Here is a 17,945-nt window from a genome sequence, read left to right as displayed (position 1 = left end):
GATCAGGCCTCGGCCTTGGGCTTGTTGATCGCTGCGCGCAGGCATCGACCAAGCACGTTCATGAGGTCGATCCAGTCGTCTTTCGTCAGATCGCCATACCCTTTGCCGGGAACCGTCCGCCCGAGCCAGGCGTCAAGCGTGGTGGCCGGTGCCGCGCCCAGACTGGTCAGGCGCGCCCATTGCGTCAGCAGGATCTGAAAACGGAAATCGTTGAGCAGCGGCGGCTGGTTCCGATCCCGGCGGTACAGTCCATCGTTGCCCGTGGCGCGGCGGACCCATCCCTTGATGGCTTCGATTGCCTTCTCGGCATCTTCAGCCACCCGCAGGAACCGCGCATGGGAAAGGCCCGTCTGGCGGGTGACAAAGGCCATCATCGCCTCGTCGGTGCCGTTCCGAACGACCCCGAGATTGTATGCGGCGATCCAAAGGGCCTGAAGCTTGCCAGCGAAGGGGCCGGTGGCGCGCTTGGCGGGACCGGTCTTCAAACCGCGTTTGAAGCCGAGGCGCTCGAGTTCGCCCACCACCGCCTGATGCTGGGGCGGCGACATGGCGCGCAGTGACCGCGCGCCGGTGACCCGTTCGTACAGGTCGCGGGCATCGTCGCCGCCGATGCCGAGTTGCTTCAGGCCGACGTGAATGATTGCATGTGAGCCGCTCATCACGACGCCCTCGCCAGATCGATGGTGACCGGCAGCCAAGGCCCGTCGGCCGAGGCGCGCTCGTAGAAGCGCAGGTAGGTCTTGGACCCGACAACACGCATTGCCTCGCGGATCGCATCCATGGCGCGACGCCATCGCTCGTCCTCGATATCGAGCCGGAGCAGCATGAAGATTTCCGATTTGTTGATGCAGCCGGCCTTGTCCGTGTTGAAGGCGCGGGTCACGATGGCGCGGATCTCCGGCCGGCTTTCCGCCGACCACTCGTTGAGGCACTCGTCAATCAGCGTCTTGGCGATCTGGAGCTCCGGGCCGAAGTCGATGAAATCCGAGACCTTCACCTCGACCTTCATCCGGCCGTCGAAGCTGAGCAGCGTCTTGTTGCCTTTCCGGCCGCCGATCGTGGCGTCGTACTCCTGGGCGAGCAGCGCTTCGAGAGACCCGATGTCCTCGAATGTGTGACCGCGAAAGCGGCCGATCTGGGCGCTCAAATCGCGGGCATACCCCATCACCTTGCGCACCAGTTCGTCCTGCAGCTTGTCCATCGGTTTGATCACCTCAAGCGGAACGAGCGAGCCTTTCGCATCGGTCATGTACGGCTTGCCGTTGACGTCCAGGACGCCGTCGTTGGTTGCCTTGATATCGGTCATTGCGTGCCTCCATTGCGTTGGTCGAGCGCCGAGCGGCCCGGTGCCGGGTCGCCCATGAGGGATGCTGTGCGGTCGGATTGGCGGTCGACCATCAGGTCGAGCAGAGGATTGACCCGCCATGGGCGCATGATCGTTGAGGCCGGCGGTGCACGTCGCTGCGAGGGCATGGGATCGCGGGCGCAGCGGGCACGGATCGCCCGCGCCTCGGCCTCCCACTTGAGCTCCTCTCGGTGGCGCAGCTCGGCATTGACCGCGATGATCAACCGCGCGATCGAACTGACAAATTCCGCCCGGCTCGTCTCTTTGTTGAGGAACCGCTCCGCGATCGTCGAAGACGACGGCAAGGATGTCTTCGACAAGTGTTTCGAGGGCTTCGCTCATGCCGCCGACCCTCCATCATCGGAGGGTGCCGGCCGTGCGATCACCGGCAGACGCTCGACCTTGCCGGAGGCAAGATCCGCGTCCGTGATTGTTGACGGGCCGGCGATCCGGCTCGCCTCCATGCTTGATGAGCGTTTCAACAGGTTGAGGAAGGCAATCTTCATGAGGTGCGTGAGCATGGGGGACAGGACGAGGCCGCCGCTGTCTGTGGTGTGATCGTCGACCCACTTGCGCAGAGCTCGGATGTCATCAGACAGCATCGCCGCCTCCTTTCACGCGGGAGTGGGGGCAACCGGCCCGGCAGGCCCGGAACATGCGGACACGGTGAGCCGAGGTCGGTGCATAGGGCTTCTTTTGCCAGTCAAGGCACTGGTCCCGGCTGAGGTCGCCAACGACAGGGCAATCGACCAACAAGCCCATCAAGGCCCCGCGCACGCGCTCCTCGACCTTGGCCAGGTCGCCGAGATACTTCCCGTTGATCACCTGGCTTGTGGTTGCCGGCGAGTAGCCGATCCGTGCGGCGGCACCATTCAGGCCGTCGCGATCCGCCAGACCGGCCAGTTCGCGCACCCAATCGGGCGCTTCGCCCCATCCGGTGGTGGCCTTGTCGACCATGGAGACCGGCGTCATGGTGCGACCTCCTCGGCGACGGGTTGCCCGTGAAAGGCATTCGTGTTGGGGTCGTAAACCGTGTGCGCGCGAAGGATCTTGGGTGGCCTCGGCCCTGTGTTCATGGACGGCTTGAGACGCCATTTTCCGAGATGCCTTCCCCGACCGGGTTCAAGGCAATGCAGATATCCCGCATCCGCAAGGCGCTTGACGTAGCTCACTGCGGTCACTTGGGGCACAGTCGTTTCGTCGGTTGACGCAAAGGCGGCGAGATCACGCGCCGTGAACCCGTCGCGCAGCAGGTGCCGCATGGTGTTCCAAAGGAGTTGGTTGATCATCGCGGGTGCGGGCGACCCGTCACGGCGCAGACGTGGCGCCTCTTGATGGCGTTGGACCAACCGATAGATCCGGCGCCCGCGTCTCCGGCCGATGGCAGGCTCGAAGCCGACTTCTTCAAGGATGCCGGCCCGCAGCAGCCGGCGCAGATAGTCGGTGACGGTGGTGTCGCCGGGATCGCAACTTCGCTGGTCGACGTCGTGTCTGGTGAAGGCCGCGCCGTCCCGGGTCAGGTCGAGGATCACGGACCAGATGTGCTCGTATCCGCGCAGAACCGGCCGACCCTTGATCGTCTGGAGTTTCAGGACCGCCGACATCAGCCGCGCCCTCCCGCTCGGCGTCGGATCGGTGTCTCGCCCGTGAAGATCCGTCCCTCGTAGCTGGAGCGATCAACGGCCTTGAGGCCGTGGTTGCGGGCAAATTGCCGGACCTCATGAAGGGTGGTGGCAATGCGCCGAGCCTTGCCGGCCGTCCGCGTCCTGATGTCCGCAAGCAGGTCCGCCGCAATTTCGATCTCAGGGCACAGGAAACGGGCGAGAACGGCCGTGTCTTCCTCGTCGCAGGGCTGTGCCAGTTGAAAGTCCAGAACGCGGTTGTGCACGCGCTCATGCGCTTCCAGCTTCTTTGGCAGCAGCTCTTCGCCGATCAGAATGACGGGGACCTGCGTCGTTTCATGAATGTCCCGGATGAACTCGATCATCTTGCCGTCAACGAGCTTGTCAGCCTCGTCGATGATCAAGGGCCGATCGGGTGCATCGCCCAGCCGATGGATGATGTCGCCCATCATGGAAGCGATGGTGCCGCGCGAACGATGCTGCCCGAGCTCCGCAAGCAAGGCCTCGCAAAACGTCTTCTTCGCCCAATAGTGGCGGACCTCGACATAGACCGCGCCGGTCTTGTTCATCGCGTATTGCGCTGCAACGCTCTTGCCGTATCCGCTATCGCCACTGAACACGCCGATCCCCGGCAACCCGACAGCGCGGGTGCGCAGGGCTTCAATCATCATGAGCAGGGCAGCGACATTCTTGAGCGGAGCGATTGACCCGCGTGGTGCCTTGACCGTGTTCTCGTTTGCAGCCATGTTTTCGTCCTTCGAAATGCCTTTGGGGGGCTCCGGTTTGCCGGGGCTCCTTTTTTCTTGGGCGGACCTATCCGCCGAAATCCTCGTGCAGCGCATGCAGAGCGCGGTACTCCGACCCGTCCCGATAACTGCCGAGCCACAGCGCTTCGTCAGTCGTGATGTCCTCGCCGGCCGCAAGCCGGTCCATCAGCTCGAGCGCCCGGCGAAACCGGAGCTGTGGAGGTTCCTGGCGGCGGATCGGTGTGACGGACGGGGCCGGTGCTGCCGGTGCGGCCATTTCCTTCCGCATCTCTTCCAGGAGCTCGGCCGCGCGCTTCGGCTGCGCCGGAGCCTCGGCCGGTGTCACCGCGTCGAGTGCGGCAGCGATGGCGGGCGTTTCGTGACGTTCCTCGCGTTTCGGCAGAGCGAGGACGTTCGGCAGATCGCGACGGGCGGTTTCGAGCACCCGCTCGATCAGCGGCCGGCCTTTGGTGATCTCGCGGATCTTGGAGCGTGCCTGCCGGGTCGCCGCGTCCAGGGTCTCGGCCTGCGCTTCGCGCTTGGCGGCGAGAAGCGTGGACGGATGGATGCCCGCCAGTTCCGCGCAGATCGCGTCGCCAAGATAGGAACCATCGCCGGCAGCAAAGGCGACGGCGCGGCCTGCGTCGTTCGGGTCCATTCGGACAAAGACCTGGGCACCGGGAAGCGCGGCATTGATCACGTAGTGGAAGTGATCGATCCGGATACCGGTCTTGGTGACGGTTCTGAGCCCGTCCTGACCGGCGACCGGCATAAGGAGCACGTCGAGGGCGCGCGGATCGACAGTGCGAATTGAAGCGGTCGAGACCAGTGCAGCCTCGGCCGGCGTTTTGCCCTTGAGCCCCGCATGCGGGCGGTGCTGGTAGCGCAATTCGACCCACTCATCGACGTAGCGCTGCAGCTCCGGTCCAGTCATCGAGACGCCGAACAGCTCGGCAGTATCCGCACCAAGGCGCGCCGCGAAGGTTTTGCGGTCCTCAATCGCCTTTCGGTCTGCGACCGAGTGACCGACGAAGCCCGGCAACAAGGTGGCGCAATCGTGCTGGAAAGTGCGAATGACGCGCTCGACATGACCCTTTTGCTCCGGGCTGTAGGCGTCGGAAACGTCCGCCTCGATATCGAGCGCGGCGAACAGGCGCTTTGTGTCGCGGGCAACGAAGTCCGAGCCGTTGTCGGTCGTGATGACGTCCGGCACGCCCCAGGCGAGGATCGCTCGGCGCAGAAGCATCGCGACGGCGGCCGCGCGTGGCGTCTTGGAGACGTAGAACAGCGTCCTGCGTGTCGCGATATCGATGCAGGCATAGATCGCATGCCGGCCATCGGTGCACAGCGCATCGACCGGCGAGGCGTCGATCTGCCACAAGGCATTCGGTTCCCGGATATGACGGAGCGCGCCCACACCGGCTGGCGCCATGGTCGAGCGGTATCGATCGGGGTTCGAAAGTTTCGTCAGGGCGACCTTTTCGGTCTCCTTCAAACGCTTGATGAAGTGCTGGAACGTGCGAACCGGTGGCATCTCGACCGAGACGCTCCGCCCTTGTCGTTCGACGGTGAGCGCGTCGCCGAACTCGTCGCGGCATGTCATCCGAACGAGATCGGCCGACAGGTGCGGTTGGTGGGCCACGAGCGCAAAGATGAAGGCCCGCACGGTGCCGCCATTGGCGCTGTCAAGGACGCCTTTGCCCTTGCGAGCGGCCGAGCGGTCGACTGCCAGCCGGTCGGCGCCACCGGACCGCTTGGCCGAACGCCAACGCTGCAAGGAGCGCTTGGAAAGGTGCGGAACCGTCTCCCTGATCCAGGCCTCGACTGGCAGGCTCCCCACATTGTAGCGGTCGCAAAAGATCTGGAGGCTGGATGCAAGTCCGAGCGACAAGCCAGACCGGAACTGTTCGAAAACGCTGAGGATCGCAAGGCGCGCGTCCCGCTCGCGGCGTGCGCTGTCGCTGCCTTTGAAGGTGATTTGAACGTCGCCGTTTTCAGAGCGCAGCACTTCCTTGCGCACGGCCAGAACGCGACGGGTGAACTCCAATTGGGCTTCCGTCGGAAGCAGGCGGAAATGGTACTCGCGACCACCGCCGCCTTCCGCTCCCTTGCGGTCACGGGCGAGGAACGGGTGTGTGGTCCAGCTTTCCCGGTCGGAAAGCACGCGTACCCCTCGTTCGCTTCCCGGAACTCCCGGCAAATCGAGTTCGGCGATCTCGCGGGCGGTGAACCACTCCTTCATCGCCGCGACCTCCCGACAGCTTGGATGCGGGCGGACATGGGTGCAGCTTTCGCGCGAACGCTGGTATGATGATGGGGCCGGCGCGTGGTCACGCGCGCACCGGCCCCTGGCATCCCCTTATGAAGCGACCACAAGGAGACGATCCGAATGACGAAGAAGAAGGAAACGCGTGCCTTCGGAGTGACTCGCCCTGGCATGAGCATGGCGATCAATTCCATGGGCGTGCGACAACCCAACATGCAGTTGTCAACCGACCGCCCCACGCCCCAGCAGAGCCCCGGGGTCAGACAACCGGTGAAGCCACCGAAAGGAAAGTGACGATGACTCCCGACCGCGACAACATCCGGTTCAATGTCCTGCGTAACGCGCTCTATCACACGGCACGGCGCATGCATTTCGAAAGGCTGAACCGTATGTTCAACTTCGCGGTCGTGATCCTGGGCGCAGGCGCGATGGGCGACGTCTTTGCCCGAATTGGCGTCGACCTGATCTGGATCGGCGCGGCGATCGCGGCTATCGGCGCGCTCCAACTCGTGCTCGACTTTGGCCGCATGGCCCGCGATCACCAGCAGCTCCAGCGCGACTACTACCATTTGCTTGCGGAGATCGAGAGCGCGGCCAGCGATGACCCGAAACTCTGCGCGGAATGGTATGCACAGATGATCCGCATCACGGCGGACGAACCGCCTGTGCTCCGCGCTCTCGATGCCAAGGCCTTCAACGACGCTCTCGATGCGACCGAGATCTACCCGCGCAGTGAGCGGCTGGTTCTGAAACCGCGCCACATGCTGCTCGGATGGCTGTTCGCCTTTGAGGGAAGCGATTTTTCCAAGAACAGTGAGGTTGCCACAGCCAAGAAGAGCTGATCGGGTCATCGTCGCGACCTCCATTTGGCTTCCACGGCGGCGCGCCGCGCGGCAACCTCCTGCGCGTGTTCTTCGATCAAGTGCAATTCGATGAGGTCGGCATAGCGGGCGGGCACCACGACGAAGCCGAAGCGCTCGACGACCGCGCCGAGCACGCCATTGCAGCCTGTGGCCTCGACCAGCGCGATGAAGGCGTCGAGCGGGATGCGATGCTCTTCCGACGCTTCACTTGCCCACTTGTCGAGCGTGGCCTCGGAGACTGTGCGGCCCACCGTTGCCGAAATCTGCCGGGCAATCTCCGCCCGTGATGATCCGTCCTCGCGCGCCTCGCGAAGGGCGCGCGACACCATTCGCGCAATCTGGTTGTCGAGCGCGCCGCGACCCGGGGCCTCGTCTCCAAGGCTGACGGTCACCTTGGGCGGCTCCCAGGAGAACAGGTCTGGAGTGAGAGGGTCGCGGCGGCGGGACATGGTTTAGCCTCGCTCCGCCAGCCAGAGTTCGACGGCCTCGCGATGCGCTTCGAAGAAGCGATGTTGTTCCGTCTTCTTCAGCCGCGAGAACGTGTCCGACAGCTTTTCCCATGCACCGGATTTCCGGGGCGCAGGCGTCTTGTCGAGGACGGCGATCGCCGCATCGACGGTCGCGGCCATCGGAGGCTCGGCGAGCAGCAGACCGACGATCTGTGCTTGGCGCTCGGGTGACTGGTCGGCGAGCTTGAGAAGTTCCGATTGATTGTTGGCAAGGGCGCTTTCGGCAATCCGATCCCGGATATTTTCCGGAACGGTGGCGATCTTGAGAGCCAGATAGATCGCTCGCCCGCTCAGTCCGAATGCGGCCTGGGCAGCGTCGGAAAAACAAAGTGCAAACTTTGCACTTTGATCGTCGAGATTTCCGGCGGGCTGCAATTCTGCAATGTTTGCACTATTTCCCTCCGCCGCCTTTTTCGCCTTGCGACCGGGCTTCACCTGGCCGTTCGCAGCCTCGTAGATGTCCCGCCAGGCGGCGATCGCCACGGCCCGCTCCAGCGCGTTCAGCTCGAACCGCATCAGGTTCTCGCGGATTTCTCGCAGGCGTTCCTGCGCTTCGTCGGCAAAGGTATCGGGCGCGTGCACGGCAGCCGGAATGCTGTCCCAGCCGAGCAGCTTGACCGCCGCCAGGCGGTGCGCCCCGTACACCAACCGGTAGCCGCCGCCTTCGAGTGGACCGACCACCTCGACCGGCGTCAACAACCCGCGTTGGTCGAAGTCCTCGGCGAGCGCCTCGGCGCGAGCCGGTAGCACCTTGCGTAGGCGATTGCTGGCATCGATTTTTGCGAGTGGAAGCTGTTCTGGTGCAGTCACGCCTGCACCTCGTCAGCCTGCCAATCCGCTCCGCCGATACCGCGCCCTTTCAACCAGTCGACTTCGGCTTGCGCCTCGGCCAGATCGGCAAACCGGTGCGCATCGCCATCGAAAAAACTCGTTTCCGCGACGATGGCGGAACCGCCACCGTCGACGCTGATCACGTGGTTGCGGCCTGTGTGGTAGTAGCGCCGGCCTGATGCCGACACCTTGGTCAGAATGGCTTTCATGGGAGGCTCCAGCATGGAGAAGGTTGGGAGTTGGCCTGTCAGCCGACGTCGTTCGTGCTGACGCAGACAACGGATGTCAGACGCCGAACTGTCAGCTCGGACGGTCCGGAATTTCCTGTTCCGGACGATCGTCGGCCTCCTAGGATCGTCAGCAGGGACGAGCCGAGGGGAAAGACCGATGATCGAGACGAGATGGATGGATGAGCACCGAGAGAATGTCCGAGACGTGATCCAGCGATGCATGACCGCCTGCCTGGAGGAGTTGAGGCCCGGTTTTACCGCCGTGGTCCGTGAGGCAGCCGAACGGACGCTGTTGGATTGGCCCGACAACACACCGCCCGCCGTACGTGCATTCGGCGACGAAGAGACGCGGCGGATCATCGGCTTGATCCTTCCGCACGAAGCTCCTCAAGGACCTCCGGCAGAACCTCGCGCACCGCATCGCGGACAGCGGCCCTGAAATGCGCTGCCATCTGAGCTCGTGCCGCCGGCAGTACTCTGGAAAGCACGTGTTCCTGGGCTTCTCTCTTGGCTGCGAGGACCTCGGAAGGGGAAGCACTCATGCTGCCGCGCGGTCCTGGCCGCGATTGGCACTGGTGGCCTTCGGCTCATACCTGCTAGAAAGAATGCGGGTTTTCGTGATCGGATACCGATCGGGAAAGAGCTGCTCGACGGGCACCTCAAGGAACTGGGCGATAGCCGCCTCGGCCTTGCGGTTCGTTCGTTTCCAGACATGGCCGAAGGAATTCGGCTTCATGTCGATGCTCTCGGCCAGGGCCGAAAGCGTCATGCCGCGTCGGTGCAGCTCGGCCTTGATGGAGTGTTGGTCCCATGCGGGACGCTTTCCAGGCTTCATGGGCTACCCCTTGCGAAACCGGCCTGCGGCAACAGGCCGGTTTCTTTGAACGGTTGATGTGAAACAACGGCCCCAAATCACGGGCCGTTAAAACAGGAATAAAACCATATCTCCCTTTTGTAAAGGGTAATCTGGTTTTATTGGGGTGAGCTGTTGGCTAGACCAGAAGTCGAGCCCAAAACGCCGCTTGGCCGACGGCTAAGAGACGTTCGAAAGGCATTGGGCGATCAGGACCGCGCGGAATTCTCTGAACGGGCGGGTTTGAACAAGAGCACCCTCGCCAACTATGAACGCGGTGAAGCGGAACCTCCGGCATCGGCCTTATCCGCCTATGTTCGCCTAGGTGTCAGCTTGGAGTGGCTTGTCACCGGAGAAGGGGAGATGTTTGCCGTACCGCTAAAGGCACCAGGTCTGCTTGGGCCGCGTGGAATCGACCCTGCGCTGTTTCGCCAAGTCGGCCGGCTCGTTGGACGGGTGCATAAGGAAGAAGGCGTCAAGCTGCCGCCCGATGCGGCACTGGACGAGCAGGCGGAGGCGTACAACGCGCTGTTGGCACGCGCTGAAGATCCTGCCGATGCGGCGGAACTGGAAAGCCTGCTGCCATGGCTGGAAGCGCGTCTGCGCAAAAAATTGCAAACGGCTGCTGCCGAGCCTGGAACCGGTAAACGTCAGGCTTGATGCTTCTAGAATTTTGAATGATCGTATTAATTGCTGCTCAATAGAGTTTGCAACTCGGTTTTGCACGTATTTCGCGAGTGAAGTTGCATCGCTCATCAGTTGTGCTTGGCTGAGGCGCTCCCGTCAGCCACAGGCCGGATCTCAGGCGGTATTTTCAGAAGATCGCGAGTTCCGACCTCTATCCCGGAGAATGGCGGTACTCCGCCAATTCAGGGTCGGAACCCGAGTTCCGACCTTAGAGTGCTGTTTGGCGCTTTTCCGCCGCTTCCGATTTTTGGAACGCGGTCCTGACAGCCGTTTTGTGCCATTTGATCTTGCGCGGACGGTTTCGGGTTTTCCCGTTGCGCTGTCACGGCAAACCGCAGATTTCCGGGCTCTTTCGGCTGTTTTCGCCTATTCCCACCTAATCCCGGTTCTGTGCCATGTGTTCTTGCGCGTTACACATAGAGAAAGCGAAACGCTTGCCGTTGCGGCCGCAATTTTCTGAAAGCCGGGCCCGCATCCGCCATTTGTGCAGGATCTCCCGGCGACAAAACGGGACGCTTTTTGGCAGGGAGAAATCAGGCGGCCATACGCAAGGGGCCGACATGCCGAGCCAGCCCGATCGGGCGGGCTGGCTGGGGCGGCAGGATTCGAACCTGCGAATGGCGGCACCAAAAGCCGCTGCCTTACCACTTGGCGACGCCCCAATTTGCTGGCGGCCTGTATAGCGAGAGCGCCCGCGCTGCGCAAGCGGGGCGTTGTCCTTCGAAGGCCCTTGCGAGGCTCCCTGTGAACACCCCCGTTCCGGCGAACGGGCGGCGCCTGCCCGCCGGACGGGCAAAGGTCGCCGGGGAGATCGGCGCAGCGCGGCAAGCTCATCCACAGGCACGTGAAAATGCGATGCGATGACAGGGTTGCGGAGCCCCCATCGTGGTGATATGAACCCGCCACGCCATCGACGAGCGCCGGACACCCGACCCGGTCAAACGCTCGCCGCCACCGCCTCGCGGTCTTCCGGCGCATGGATTCGGAGTGTAGCGCAGCCTGGTAGCGCACCTCGTTCGGGACGAGGGGGTCGCAGGTTCAAATCCTGCCACTCCGACCATTTAAATCCAGACACCTAGCTGCGCCGGCACCGTCCCTTTCGGGGTAACAATCGTCGCAAGGGGCGCGACCCGCCTGCCTGCATCCAAGTCTGCCTGCATCCAGGCCTGCGTGCATCCAAGAGGCGTCGGGCAAGCCTCATCGACGGCCGGGCGGAGCATCGCGGAGACATTTCGAACCCGCTGGGTTCGCAAGGCCAAGGGCCGTCCGAGCTTATGCGAGGTCCTGACCGGAGCGAAGCCCGAAGGGCGACAGCGCGAAGTCAGAACATGGCGGAGCCTTCAGGCTTCGAACGCAGCCAGCACGGCCGCCAACGAGCTTCCCTCGCGCCATTCGGCCGCGTACCAGCCCGCAGCTTGCGCCGCGACGACGTTCGCCGACGTATCGTCGATCAAAAGCAGGTGCTCGGCCGGAAGGCCCGAACGGGCGGCGGCTTTTTCGAAGAACGCCGCCTCCGGCTTGCGGCACCCCATCGCCGCCGAGTAACAGATACCGTCGCAACGACCGGCCAAGGCGAGAACATCCATCAGGTATGCCGCCCTGAGATGCTCCTGGTTGGTGGCCAGCCAGACCGGCATCCCGGCGCTGCGCTGACGATCCAGTTCTTCGAGCAACTCGATGTTCAGCCGCGCATCGTTCTCGAACCAGTAGCCAATGAACTCATCGCAGGAAAGATGCGGCGCGATCCTGGCGAGAACAGGTTCCAGACGGTCCGGCAGCTCGGCCTGCCCGATCACGATCTCGCTCCAGTGGGGCCTGAAAAACTCGCACTGCAGGTCCTCCAGCGAAATGCCGAGGTCTTCCGGAAGAGCCGAGGCCCACGACTGCCCATCCGAAGGTCGGCCGCAAACCAGGACGCCGTCCACGTCAACCATCAGCCCCTTGATCATTCCCACTCGCTCTCCGTTGCGCGGGGCGAGACTAGCACGACGAGCGGACGGGTGAAGCACGCCCTGCGCGTTCGCCAGACGGCGGGCCTGCCGCACTTCTCACTCCCGACGGAGCGGGAAACATGGACGGGCAATGCGCCAATGTGCTGAGATCCGAACTCAGGTGGAACAAGGAAACACGATGCAAAGACCGGGAATGGCACTCGCCGCGCTGGCGCTCACGATAGGCGCGGCCAGCGCGCAGACAGGCGGCACCGCGAGCGCGGAATGGGAGATCCACGGCGGGCCGAACCAGACCGAGACCCTGATCACGTCAGGAGTGCTATGGAGCAAGCCTGAAAGCGGCGAGCGCACGATATTCGCCATGGCCTGTATTATGGACAGGCTAAGTTTGTGGATCGGGCGCGATAGAATTTTCAACGCAGATGCCGCCGAACTGACGTACCGGATCGACGGGGGCCCGCCTCACTCCGTGTCCATGCCCGCCCATGAAAACAAGCGTACTTTCGAGCTCCCGGATGCCGACACAGCCAAGCCCTTCCTGGATCAGATTGTCGGGGGCCAGACGCTTGACGTGGTCATGCGCGACAAGGACGCCGTCCTCATCGAGGCATCGTTCGACATCTCGCGCATGAGAGAGGCTTACGACATCGTCGTCCAACCCTGCGGCAAGCAAGACGTTCAGCCCTGACACATTCGAAAGTGCGGGCTCGGCCCGCGCGCCAGCGCAGAGCCGGGACCCAGAGGTGCCCTCAGCGGGCGTGAGGCGGGATGCCTCTCGTTGCCTCTTCCCGGACGAGGCCGAAGGCCGAAGATCCGGGACCGGAGAGGCAGGACGGTCGTGGCATGGATATGGAGCACGCCTCATAGGCCCTCGGCTCTCCGGTCCCGCATCGCCGCTGCGCTTCGTGCGGGATGACGAAAGGAGAGGCCTCGATACAAAACCGGCGCAGGGGCGGTGGCCGCTGCGCCGGTGGGTCTTGGGATGCTGCAGCTTGGGAGAGGTACCGACCCGCTTCAGATCCGGGTCGGCCCACTCCAGCTTCCAGACGCCGCGCCGTTACTTCAGCCGCAGCATCAGCCCGGCGATGAGCCTGGCGCGCTCCACGAGGCTGTCGACCTCGATATGCTCAGTGAGCGTATGCAGGCCCGCGCCGCGCACGCCGATGGAATCGAGCGTCGGGATGCCGAGCGCGCCGGTGAAGTTGCCGTCCGAACCGCCACCGGCGCTGCAATGGGTGAGGTCGAAGCCGATCTCCCCGGCGATGCCGCGCGCCGTCTCGTAGACCGCAAGCGTGCCCTCGTCCGGCTCCCAGACCGGCCGCGTCACGCCGCGCGTCACCTCGATGACGACGTCGTTCTCCTCGCCGCTCAGCGCCAGCATGCGCTTGACGCCCTCGTCGAGGTCGTGCTGGCGCTTGGCCATGGACAGCACCTCCGCGTCGCAGAAGGACGAAACGCAGTTGACCCACTGGCCGGCATGGATGACGCCGACGGAGAAGGTGCAGTCCTCGGTGGTCATCGCCTCGATCTCGAGGATCTTGCGGGCCATGGCGGCAATCGCCGAGCGGCCGTCCTTCAGCGCCCAGCCGGCATGGCTCGGACGCCCGGAGGTGCGGATGTTGAAGCGGGCGATGGCAAAGCGCCCGGTGACGGCGGAGCCGTCGTGATGGGCCGGCTCGGGCACCAGCACGATCTTGTTCTTGCGCGCCTCCATCTCGATCAGTTCGCGCGTCGAAGGCGTGCCGACCTCCTCGTCGGGGGTGAACAGCACGGTGACCGGCAGCGGCGTCTCGATGCCGGCAAGCGTCAGCTGGCGCAGCACCTCGACGGTGACGAAGTTGCCGCCCTTCATGTCCTGGATGCCGGGGCCGTAGCAGCGCCCGTCCTCGATCCGCCAGGGGTTCTTCGCCAGGGTGCCGATCGGGTGCACCGTGTCGAGATGGCCGGAGACGAGAATGCCCGGCTTGCCGAAATCCCTGTGCGGCAGGCGGGCGCGCAGCGAGCCGCCGAAGCCCATGCGGCCGGGGATGCGCTCGATCTCGGCGCCAACGGCGGCAAGGTCATAGGCGGCAAGATCCATCATCCGGTCGACGGCGGCGGCGTCGAAGGTCGGGCTCTCGCACTCGACCCAGGGCTTCAGCCCGGCCAGCATCGTATCGGTGTCAAACGGCAGGTCGAGATAGCTCATGGCGTGGGGGTTCCTGAAAGGTGCTTCGCGAAATTCGGGGCGGCGTCAAAGGGACAGGCACTAAAGGGACAGGCGCTTCTCGGCGATGCGCGCCATGATGCTGGCGCCGACCGGCAGCATGTCGTCGTCGAGCAGGAAACCGGGATTGTGCACCGGCACGTCGCCCTTGTGGCCGAGCGTGCAATAGGCGCCGGGGACGACCTTGAGCATGTCGGCGAAGTCCTCGCTGCCGGTGACCAGTTCCTCCGTCACCGTCGCCTTCTCCGCGCCGACGATGTCGCCGGCGGCCTCCCGGTAGGCTTCGGCAAGGTCGGCATCGTTCATCAGCACGTCGAAGATCGGGCGCAGGTCGGGCACGATCTCCACCTCATAGGACTGGGCAAGGCCGGCGCACAGCTTCTCGACGCGGTGGTGGATGAGGTCGCGGACATCATCGGAGAAATAGCGGATCGTGCCGGAAATCACCGCCTTGTCCGGGACGACATTGTAGGCGGAGCCGGAATGGACCTGGGTGACCGACAGCACCGCCGGCTCGGTCGCCGGCACGTTGCGGCTGATCACCGTCTGCAGGTTCTGCACCAGCGCGGTGGCGATGACGATCGGATCGCGCGCATGGTGCGGCATCGCCCCGTGGCTGCCGACGCCGTTGATGGTGATGTCGAAGAAGGTGGCGCCGGCCATCGCCGGGCCGGGCTTGACGCCGAAGGTCTCCGGCGGGGCGAGCGGGTTGTTGTGCATGCCGTAGATCTCGTCGCAGGGGAACTTCTCGAACAGCCCCTCCTCCAGCATGGCGCGGGCGCCGCCCAGGCCTTCCTCGGCCGGCTGGAAGATCAGCACGACGCGGCCGGCGAAGTCGCGGGTCTCGGCAAGGTAGCGCGCCGCGCCGAGCAGCATCGTGGTGTGGCTGTCATGGCCGCAGCCGTGGAAGGCGCCCGGGTTCTTCGAGGCATAGGGCAGGTTGGTCAGCTCGTCCATCGGCAGCGCGTCCATGTCGGCGCGCAGGCCGACGGAGCGCGATCCCTCGCGCTTGCCCTTGACGATGCCGACGACGCCGGTCTTGCCGATGCCGGTATGGACCTCGTCGACGCCCCACTTGCGCAGCAGTTCGGCGACGATGCCGGAGGTGCGCACCTCCTCGAAGCCGATCTCCGGGTTCTCGTGGAAGTCGCGGCGAATGTCGGTCAGTTCGCTGGCGTAGGCGGCGATCTGCGGCAGGACGGGCATGGGTTTTCTCCAGATGCGAAAAGAAGTGAAAGGGTTATGCGGTCGTCAGTTCCCGGAAATTGGCGAAGTCCCAGGACCGGCCCGGCGCCGCCTCGATGAGAGCGCGGGTATAGGCGTGCCGGGGGCTGGCGAGGACGGCGGCGGCGGCATCGTGCTCGACGACGCGGCCATGCTGCATCACCACCACCTCGTCGCAGATCTGCGCGGCGACGCGCAGGTCGTGGGTGATGAACAGGATGGCGATGCCGAGTTTTTCCTGCAGCTCATCAAGAAGCTGCAGCACCTGCGCCTGCACGGAGACGTCGAGCGCGGAGACCGCCTCGTCGGCGACGAGCACGTCCGGTTCCATGGCGATCGCCCGGGCAATGGCGATGCGCTGGCGCTGGCCGCCGGAAAACTGGTGCGGGTAGCGGTCGAGCGCGTCGTCCGGCAAACCCACCAGGGCGAGCAGCTCGGCCGCCCGTTTCAGCGCCGCCCGTTTGTCGGTGCCGCTGTTGAGCGGTCCCTCGATCAGGCTGCGCCCGACGGTCCAGCGCGGATTGAGCGAGCGGAACGGATCCTGGAAGACGATCTGCACATGCTTGCGGTGCGGCCTGAGCTCGCGCCGGGACAGGCGCGCGATGTCGATGCCGGCCACCTTGACGTCGCCGCCGGTCGGGTCGATCAGCCGCATGATGCAGCGGGCGACGGTCGACTTTCCCGAGCCGCTCTCGCCGACGATGCCGAGCGTGCGGCCGCGCGGGATCTCGAAACTGACCTCGCTCGCCGCCCGTGTCGGCTCGCGCCGCTTGAAAACGCCGTGCCCGCCATAGACCTTTTCCAGCGACGAGACGGTGAGCACCGCCCCGCCATCGGGGTCGGGGCGCGCGGCGCGCGGCGTCAGGCTCGGCACGGAGCGCAAGAGGTCGCGGGTGTAGTCCTCGCGCGGTTCGCGCAGCAGCGTCTCCACCGGCGCCTGCTCGACGATCCGCCCGAGCTTCATCACATGCACGGTGTCGGCGATCTCCGCCACCACGCCCATGTCGTGGGTGATGAACAGCACCGCCGTGCCGTGCTTTTCCTGCATCTCGGAAATGAGGCTCAGGATCTGCTGCTGGGTGGTGACGTCGAGCGCCGTGGTCGGCTCGTCGGCGATCAGGAGTTGCGGTTCCAGGATCAGCGCCATGGCGATCATGATGCGCTGGCGCTGGCCGCCGGAGAGCTGGTGCGGATAGGAGCGGTAGATGCGCTCGACATCCGGCAGGTGCACCTGCTCCATGATGTCTAGGACGCGGGCCCTCTTCTCGCGCGCCGGGAGCTTCGCGTGGGTGTCGAGCACTTCCTCGATCTGGTCGCCGACCCGCATCACCGGATTGAGCGCGGTCATCGGCTCCTGGAAGATCATCGAGATCTTGCTGGCGCGCAGGTCGCGCATCGCATTGGGGCCGAGTTCCAGCAGGTTGCGGCCCTCCAGCGCGATGCGCCCGCCCGTCACCTCCAGCGCGCCTTTCGGCAAGAGCCCCATGACGGACAGCGAGGTCACGGACTTGCCGGAGCCGCTTTCGCCGACAAGGCACACCGTCTCGCCCTGGCGGATGGTGAGCGAGATGCGGTCGAGGACGGGATCGGCGCTGGCATTGCCGGAAAGACGGACGCTGAGGTCGGTGATTTCCAGGACGCCGGCGACGTCGTCGAATGTGCGGGACTTGAATTTCATGGTCATCCCTCCCGCTTCTTCAGGCGCGGATCGAGCAGGTCGCGGGCCGTGTCGCCAAGCAGGTTGATCGACAGGATGCACAGCGACAGAAGCAGACCCGGCCAGAAGATCAGCGACGGCTTCAATTGGAAGTAGACCCGGCCCTCGGCCATGATGTTGCCCCAGGTCGGGATCTCGGTCGAAACGCCGGCGCCGAGGAAGGACAGGATCGCCTCCGTCAGGATCGCCGAGGCGCAGATATAGGTGCCCTGCACCGTGAGCGGCGCCAGCGTGTTGGGCATCAGGTGCTGCCAGAGGATCTTCGGCATGGAGGAGCCGAGCGCGATCGCCGCCTCCACATAGGGCTCCTCGCGCGCCGACAGCACGACCGAGCGTACCAGCCGCACCACGCGCGGGATCTCGGGAATGGTGATCGCCGCCATCACCGACCAGATGCTCGGGCCGTTGAGCGCGACAAGCGCGATGGCGAGCAGGATCGAGGGGATCGCCATCAGGCTGTCCATGATCCGCATGATGATCGCGTCGGCCATGCGGAAGAAGCCCGAGACAAGGCCGATGACGAGACCGATCAGCACGCTGACCACCGCCGCGCCGATGCCGATGAAGAGCGACACCTGGCCGCCCGTCACGACGCGGGAGAGCACGTCGCGGCCATAGGCGTCGGTGCCCAGCGGATACATCTCGCTCGGCCCCTTGAGGCGCTGCACCGCATCCATCGTCATCGGGTCGTGCGGCACGATGAGCGGGGCGAGCAGCGCCGCGACGACGATCACCGCCAGCACGATGGCGGCCAGCATCGGGCCGGTGCCGAGCCGCCAGTTGGCCGGCAGCGCGACGGCGCCGAAAAGCCATTGCAGGCGGGAGGCGGGTTGAATGTCAGAGCGCATGGGCGGCCCTCCCGCTGGCGGCGCGCGGACCGGGTCGGATCGGATA

22 protein-coding genes and 2 tRNA genes are annotated in these 17,945 nt (G+C 64.7%); 6 read left to right on the top strand and 18 right to left on the bottom strand.

Annotated elements, in window-relative coordinates:
- Positions 1–2: 2 nt before the first annotated feature.
- The 8 genes from ACQY46_RS10530 to ACQY46_RS10495 form a co-directional block, all read right to left on the bottom strand.
- Complete coding sequence (locus ACQY46_RS10530) at positions 3–659, bottom strand: regulatory protein GemA (RefSeq protein ID WP_428700186.1); 657 nt, start codon at positions 657–659, stop codon at positions 3–5.
- The gene (locus ACQY46_RS10525; RefSeq protein ID WP_428700185.1) at positions 659–1,306 is read right to left on the bottom strand and encodes a DUF3164 family protein; all 648 of its coding nucleotides are present in this window, start codon (positions 1,304–1,306) and stop codon (positions 659–661) included. The genes ACQY46_RS10530 and ACQY46_RS10525 overlap by 1 nt, the downstream gene beginning before the upstream one ends.
- Entirely contained in the window at positions 1,303–1,650 is a 348-nt protein-coding gene (locus tag ACQY46_RS10520) for a hypothetical protein (protein ID WP_428700184.1), read from the bottom strand. Before ACQY46_RS10520 ends, ACQY46_RS10525 begins: the two co-directional genes overlap by 4 nt.
- A 33-nt stretch (positions 1,651–1,683) precedes the next feature.
- Positions 1,684–1,947, bottom strand: coding sequence for a hypothetical protein (locus ACQY46_RS10515; RefSeq protein ID WP_428700183.1), 264 nt, complete (start codon positions 1,945–1,947; stop codon positions 1,684–1,686).
- Positions 1,937–2,317 (bottom strand): transcriptional regulator, encoded by a 381-nt coding sequence (locus ACQY46_RS10510; RefSeq protein WP_428700182.1) that lies wholly within the window; start codon positions 2,315–2,317, stop codon positions 1,937–1,939. Before ACQY46_RS10510 ends, ACQY46_RS10515 begins: the two co-directional genes overlap by 11 nt.
- Complete coding sequence (locus ACQY46_RS10505; RefSeq protein WP_428700181.1) at positions 2,314–2,949, bottom strand: hypothetical protein; 636 nt, start codon at positions 2,947–2,949, stop codon at positions 2,314–2,316. The genes ACQY46_RS10510 and ACQY46_RS10505 overlap by 4 nt, the downstream gene beginning before the upstream one ends.
- Entirely contained in the window at positions 2,949–3,713 is a 765-nt protein-coding gene (locus ACQY46_RS10500; RefSeq protein WP_428700180.1) for an AAA family ATPase, read from the bottom strand. Before ACQY46_RS10500 ends, ACQY46_RS10505 begins: the two co-directional genes overlap by 1 nt.
- A 67-nt stretch (positions 3,714–3,780) precedes the next feature.
- Positions 3,781–5,955 (bottom strand): DDE-type integrase/transposase/recombinase, encoded by a 2,175-nt coding sequence (locus ACQY46_RS10495; protein ID WP_428700179.1) that lies wholly within the window; start codon positions 5,953–5,955, stop codon positions 3,781–3,783.
- A gap of 147 nt (positions 5,956–6,102) precedes the next feature.
- On the opposite strand from ACQY46_RS10495, the gene ACQY46_RS10490 reads away from it, so the two are divergent.
- Both ACQY46_RS10490 and ACQY46_RS10485 read left to right on the top strand, forming a co-directional pair.
- On the top strand, positions 6,103–6,273 hold the full coding sequence (locus ACQY46_RS10490; protein ID WP_428700178.1) for a hypothetical protein: 171 nt from the start codon (positions 6,103–6,105) through the stop codon (positions 6,271–6,273).
- A 2-nt stretch (positions 6,274–6,275) separates the two neighbouring features.
- A complete protein-coding gene (locus ACQY46_RS10485) occupies positions 6,276–6,821 on the top strand; it encodes a hypothetical protein (RefSeq protein ID WP_428700177.1) in 546 nt (181 codons plus the stop codon).
- 5 nt (positions 6,822–6,826) lie between these two features.
- Here the strand turns inward: ACQY46_RS10485 and ACQY46_RS10480 are convergent, their stop codons facing one another.
- The 3 genes from ACQY46_RS10480 to ACQY46_RS10470 are packed head-to-tail and all read right to left on the bottom strand — an operon-like array spanning position 6,827 to position 8,391.
- The gene (locus ACQY46_RS10480) at positions 6,827–7,234 is read right to left on the bottom strand and encodes a hypothetical protein (protein WP_428700176.1); all 408 of its coding nucleotides are present in this window, start codon (positions 7,232–7,234) and stop codon (positions 6,827–6,829) included.
- A 60-nt stretch (positions 7,235–7,294) separates the two neighbouring features.
- The gene (locus ACQY46_RS10475; RefSeq protein WP_428700175.1) at positions 7,295–8,161 is read right to left on the bottom strand and encodes a ParB N-terminal domain-containing protein; all 867 of its coding nucleotides are present in this window, start codon (positions 8,159–8,161) and stop codon (positions 7,295–7,297) included.
- The gene (locus tag ACQY46_RS10470; RefSeq protein WP_428700174.1) at positions 8,158–8,391 is read right to left on the bottom strand and encodes a hypothetical protein; all 234 of its coding nucleotides are present in this window, start codon (positions 8,389–8,391) and stop codon (positions 8,158–8,160) included. The genes ACQY46_RS10475 and ACQY46_RS10470 overlap by 4 nt, the downstream gene beginning before the upstream one ends.
- Before the next feature lie 178 nt (positions 8,392–8,569).
- Here ACQY46_RS10470 and ACQY46_RS10465 point away from each other — a divergent pair, with 178 nt between their 5' ends.
- Entirely contained in the window at positions 8,570–8,851 is a 282-nt protein-coding gene (locus tag ACQY46_RS10465; protein WP_428700173.1) for a hypothetical protein, read from the top strand.
- A gap of 99 nt (positions 8,852–8,950) precedes the next feature.
- On the opposite strand, the gene ACQY46_RS10460 is transcribed toward ACQY46_RS10465, so the two are convergent.
- Positions 8,951–9,247 (bottom strand): helix-turn-helix domain-containing protein, encoded by a 297-nt coding sequence (locus ACQY46_RS10460; protein ID WP_417766756.1) that lies wholly within the window; start codon positions 9,245–9,247, stop codon positions 8,951–8,953.
- A gap of 219 nt (positions 9,248–9,466) precedes the next feature.
- On the opposite strand from ACQY46_RS10460, the gene ACQY46_RS10455 reads away from it, so the two are divergent.
- The gene (locus tag ACQY46_RS10455) at positions 9,467–9,925 is read left to right on the top strand and encodes a helix-turn-helix domain-containing protein (RefSeq protein ID WP_428700172.1); all 459 of its coding nucleotides are present in this window, start codon (positions 9,467–9,469) and stop codon (positions 9,923–9,925) included.
- A 614-nt stretch (positions 9,926–10,539) separates the two neighbouring features.
- Here ACQY46_RS10455 and ACQY46_RS10450 read toward each other — a convergent pair.
- Positions 10,540–10,614, bottom strand: a tRNA-Gln gene (locus ACQY46_RS10450).
- 321 nt (positions 10,615–10,935) lie between these two features.
- Between ACQY46_RS10450 and ACQY46_RS10445 the strand changes: the two genes are divergently transcribed.
- Positions 10,936–11,012 (top strand) — tRNA-Pro (locus ACQY46_RS10445).
- Between the two features lie 280 nt (positions 11,013–11,292).
- Here ACQY46_RS10445 and ACQY46_RS10440 read toward each other — a convergent pair.
- The gene (locus ACQY46_RS10440; protein ID WP_428700468.1) at positions 11,293–11,898 is read right to left on the bottom strand and encodes an HAD-IA family hydrolase; all 606 of its coding nucleotides are present in this window, start codon (positions 11,896–11,898) and stop codon (positions 11,293–11,295) included.
- 199 nt (positions 11,899–12,097) lie between these two features.
- Between ACQY46_RS10440 and ACQY46_RS10435 the strand changes: the two genes are divergently transcribed.
- A complete protein-coding gene (locus ACQY46_RS10435) occupies positions 12,098–12,592 on the top strand; it encodes a hypothetical protein (protein ID WP_428700171.1) in 495 nt (164 codons plus the stop codon).
- Between the two features lie 369 nt (positions 12,593–12,961).
- Here ACQY46_RS10435 and ACQY46_RS10430 read toward each other — a convergent pair whose 3' ends face one another.
- The 4 genes from ACQY46_RS10430 to ACQY46_RS10415 are packed head-to-tail and all read right to left on the bottom strand — an operon-like array spanning position 12,962 to position 17,899.
- A complete protein-coding gene (locus ACQY46_RS10430; RefSeq protein WP_428700170.1) occupies positions 12,962–14,092 on the bottom strand; it encodes a M20/M25/M40 family metallo-hydrolase in 1,131 nt (376 codons plus the stop codon).
- Between the two features lie 60 nt (positions 14,093–14,152).
- Positions 14,153–15,316: a M20 aminoacylase family protein gene (locus ACQY46_RS10425; protein WP_428700169.1), complete on the bottom strand. Its 1,164-nt coding sequence runs from the start codon at positions 15,314–15,316 to the stop codon at positions 14,153–14,155.
- A gap of 34 nt (positions 15,317–15,350) precedes the next feature.
- Positions 15,351–17,012, bottom strand: coding sequence for an ABC transporter ATP-binding protein (locus tag ACQY46_RS10420; RefSeq protein WP_428700168.1), 1,662 nt, complete (start codon positions 17,010–17,012; stop codon positions 15,351–15,353).
- 2 nt (positions 17,013–17,014) lie between these two features.
- Positions 17,015–17,899, bottom strand: coding sequence for an ABC transporter permease (locus ACQY46_RS10415; RefSeq protein ID WP_428700167.1), 885 nt, complete (start codon positions 17,897–17,899; stop codon positions 17,015–17,017).
- Positions 17,900–17,945: the final 46 nt, after the last annotated feature.

The sequence above is a fragment of the Stappia sp. genome, assembly GCF_965276915.1.
Classification (GTDB): Bacteria; Pseudomonadota; Alphaproteobacteria; order Rhizobiales; family Stappiaceae; genus Stappia.
The sequence above is the reverse complement of the archived record's forward strand: the minus strand, read 5'-3'. Positions and strand labels throughout refer to the sequence as shown.

Excerpts from the sequence above, each read along its gene's own strand:
- ACQY46_RS10515 (WP_428700183.1), bottom strand. The coding sequence starts at position 1,947 with ATGCTGTCTGATGACATCCGAGCTCTGCGCAAGTGGGTCGACGATCAC.
- ACQY46_RS10415 (WP_428700167.1), bottom strand. The coding sequence starts at position 17,899 with ATGCGCTCTGACATTCAACCCGCCTCCCGCCTGCAATGGCTTTTCGGC.
- ACQY46_RS10490 (WP_428700178.1), top strand. The coding sequence starts at position 6,103 with ATGACGAAGAAGAAGGAAACGCGTGCCTTCGGAGTGACTCGCCCTGGC.
- ACQY46_RS10530 (WP_428700186.1), bottom strand. The coding sequence starts at position 659 with ATGAGCGGCTCACATGCAATCATTCACGTCGGCCTGAAGCAACTCGGC.
- ACQY46_RS10425 (WP_428700169.1), bottom strand. The coding sequence starts at position 15,316 with ATGCCCGTCCTGCCGCAGATCGCCGCCTACGCCAGCGAACTGACCGAC.
- ACQY46_RS10525 (WP_428700185.1), bottom strand. The coding sequence starts at position 1,306 with ATGACCGATATCAAGGCAACCAACGACGGCGTCCTGGACGTCAACGGC.
- ACQY46_RS10485 (WP_428700177.1), top strand. The coding sequence starts at position 6,276 with ATGACTCCCGACCGCGACAACATCCGGTTCAATGTCCTGCGTAACGCG.
- ACQY46_RS10460 (WP_417766756.1), bottom strand. The coding sequence starts at position 9,247 with ATGAAGCCTGGAAAGCGTCCCGCATGGGACCAACACTCCATCAAGGCC.
- ACQY46_RS10465 (WP_428700173.1), top strand. The coding sequence starts at position 8,570 with ATGATCGAGACGAGATGGATGGATGAGCACCGAGAGAATGTCCGAGAC.
- ACQY46_RS10470 (WP_428700174.1), bottom strand. The coding sequence starts at position 8,391 with ATGAAAGCCATTCTGACCAAGGTGTCGGCATCAGGCCGGCGCTACTAC.
- ACQY46_RS10500 (WP_428700180.1), bottom strand. The coding sequence starts at position 3,713 with ATGGCTGCAAACGAGAACACGGTCAAGGCACCACGCGGGTCAATCGCT.
- ACQY46_RS10430 (WP_428700170.1), bottom strand. The coding sequence starts at position 14,092 with ATGAGCTATCTCGACCTGCCGTTTGACACCGATACGATGCTGGCCGGG.
- ACQY46_RS10435 (WP_428700171.1), top strand. The coding sequence starts at position 12,098 with ATGGCACTCGCCGCGCTGGCGCTCACGATAGGCGCGGCCAGCGCGCAG.
- ACQY46_RS10505 (WP_428700181.1), bottom strand. The coding sequence starts at position 2,949 with ATGTCGGCGGTCCTGAAACTCCAGACGATCAAGGGTCGGCCGGTTCTG.
- ACQY46_RS10510 (WP_428700182.1), bottom strand. The coding sequence starts at position 2,317 with ATGACGCCGGTCTCCATGGTCGACAAGGCCACCACCGGATGGGGCGAA.
- ACQY46_RS10420 (WP_428700168.1), bottom strand. The coding sequence starts at position 17,012 with ATGAAATTCAAGTCCCGCACATTCGACGACGTCGCCGGCGTCCTGGAA.
- ACQY46_RS10495 (WP_428700179.1), bottom strand. The coding sequence starts at position 5,955 with ATGAAGGAGTGGTTCACCGCCCGCGAGATCGCCGAACTCGATTTGCCG.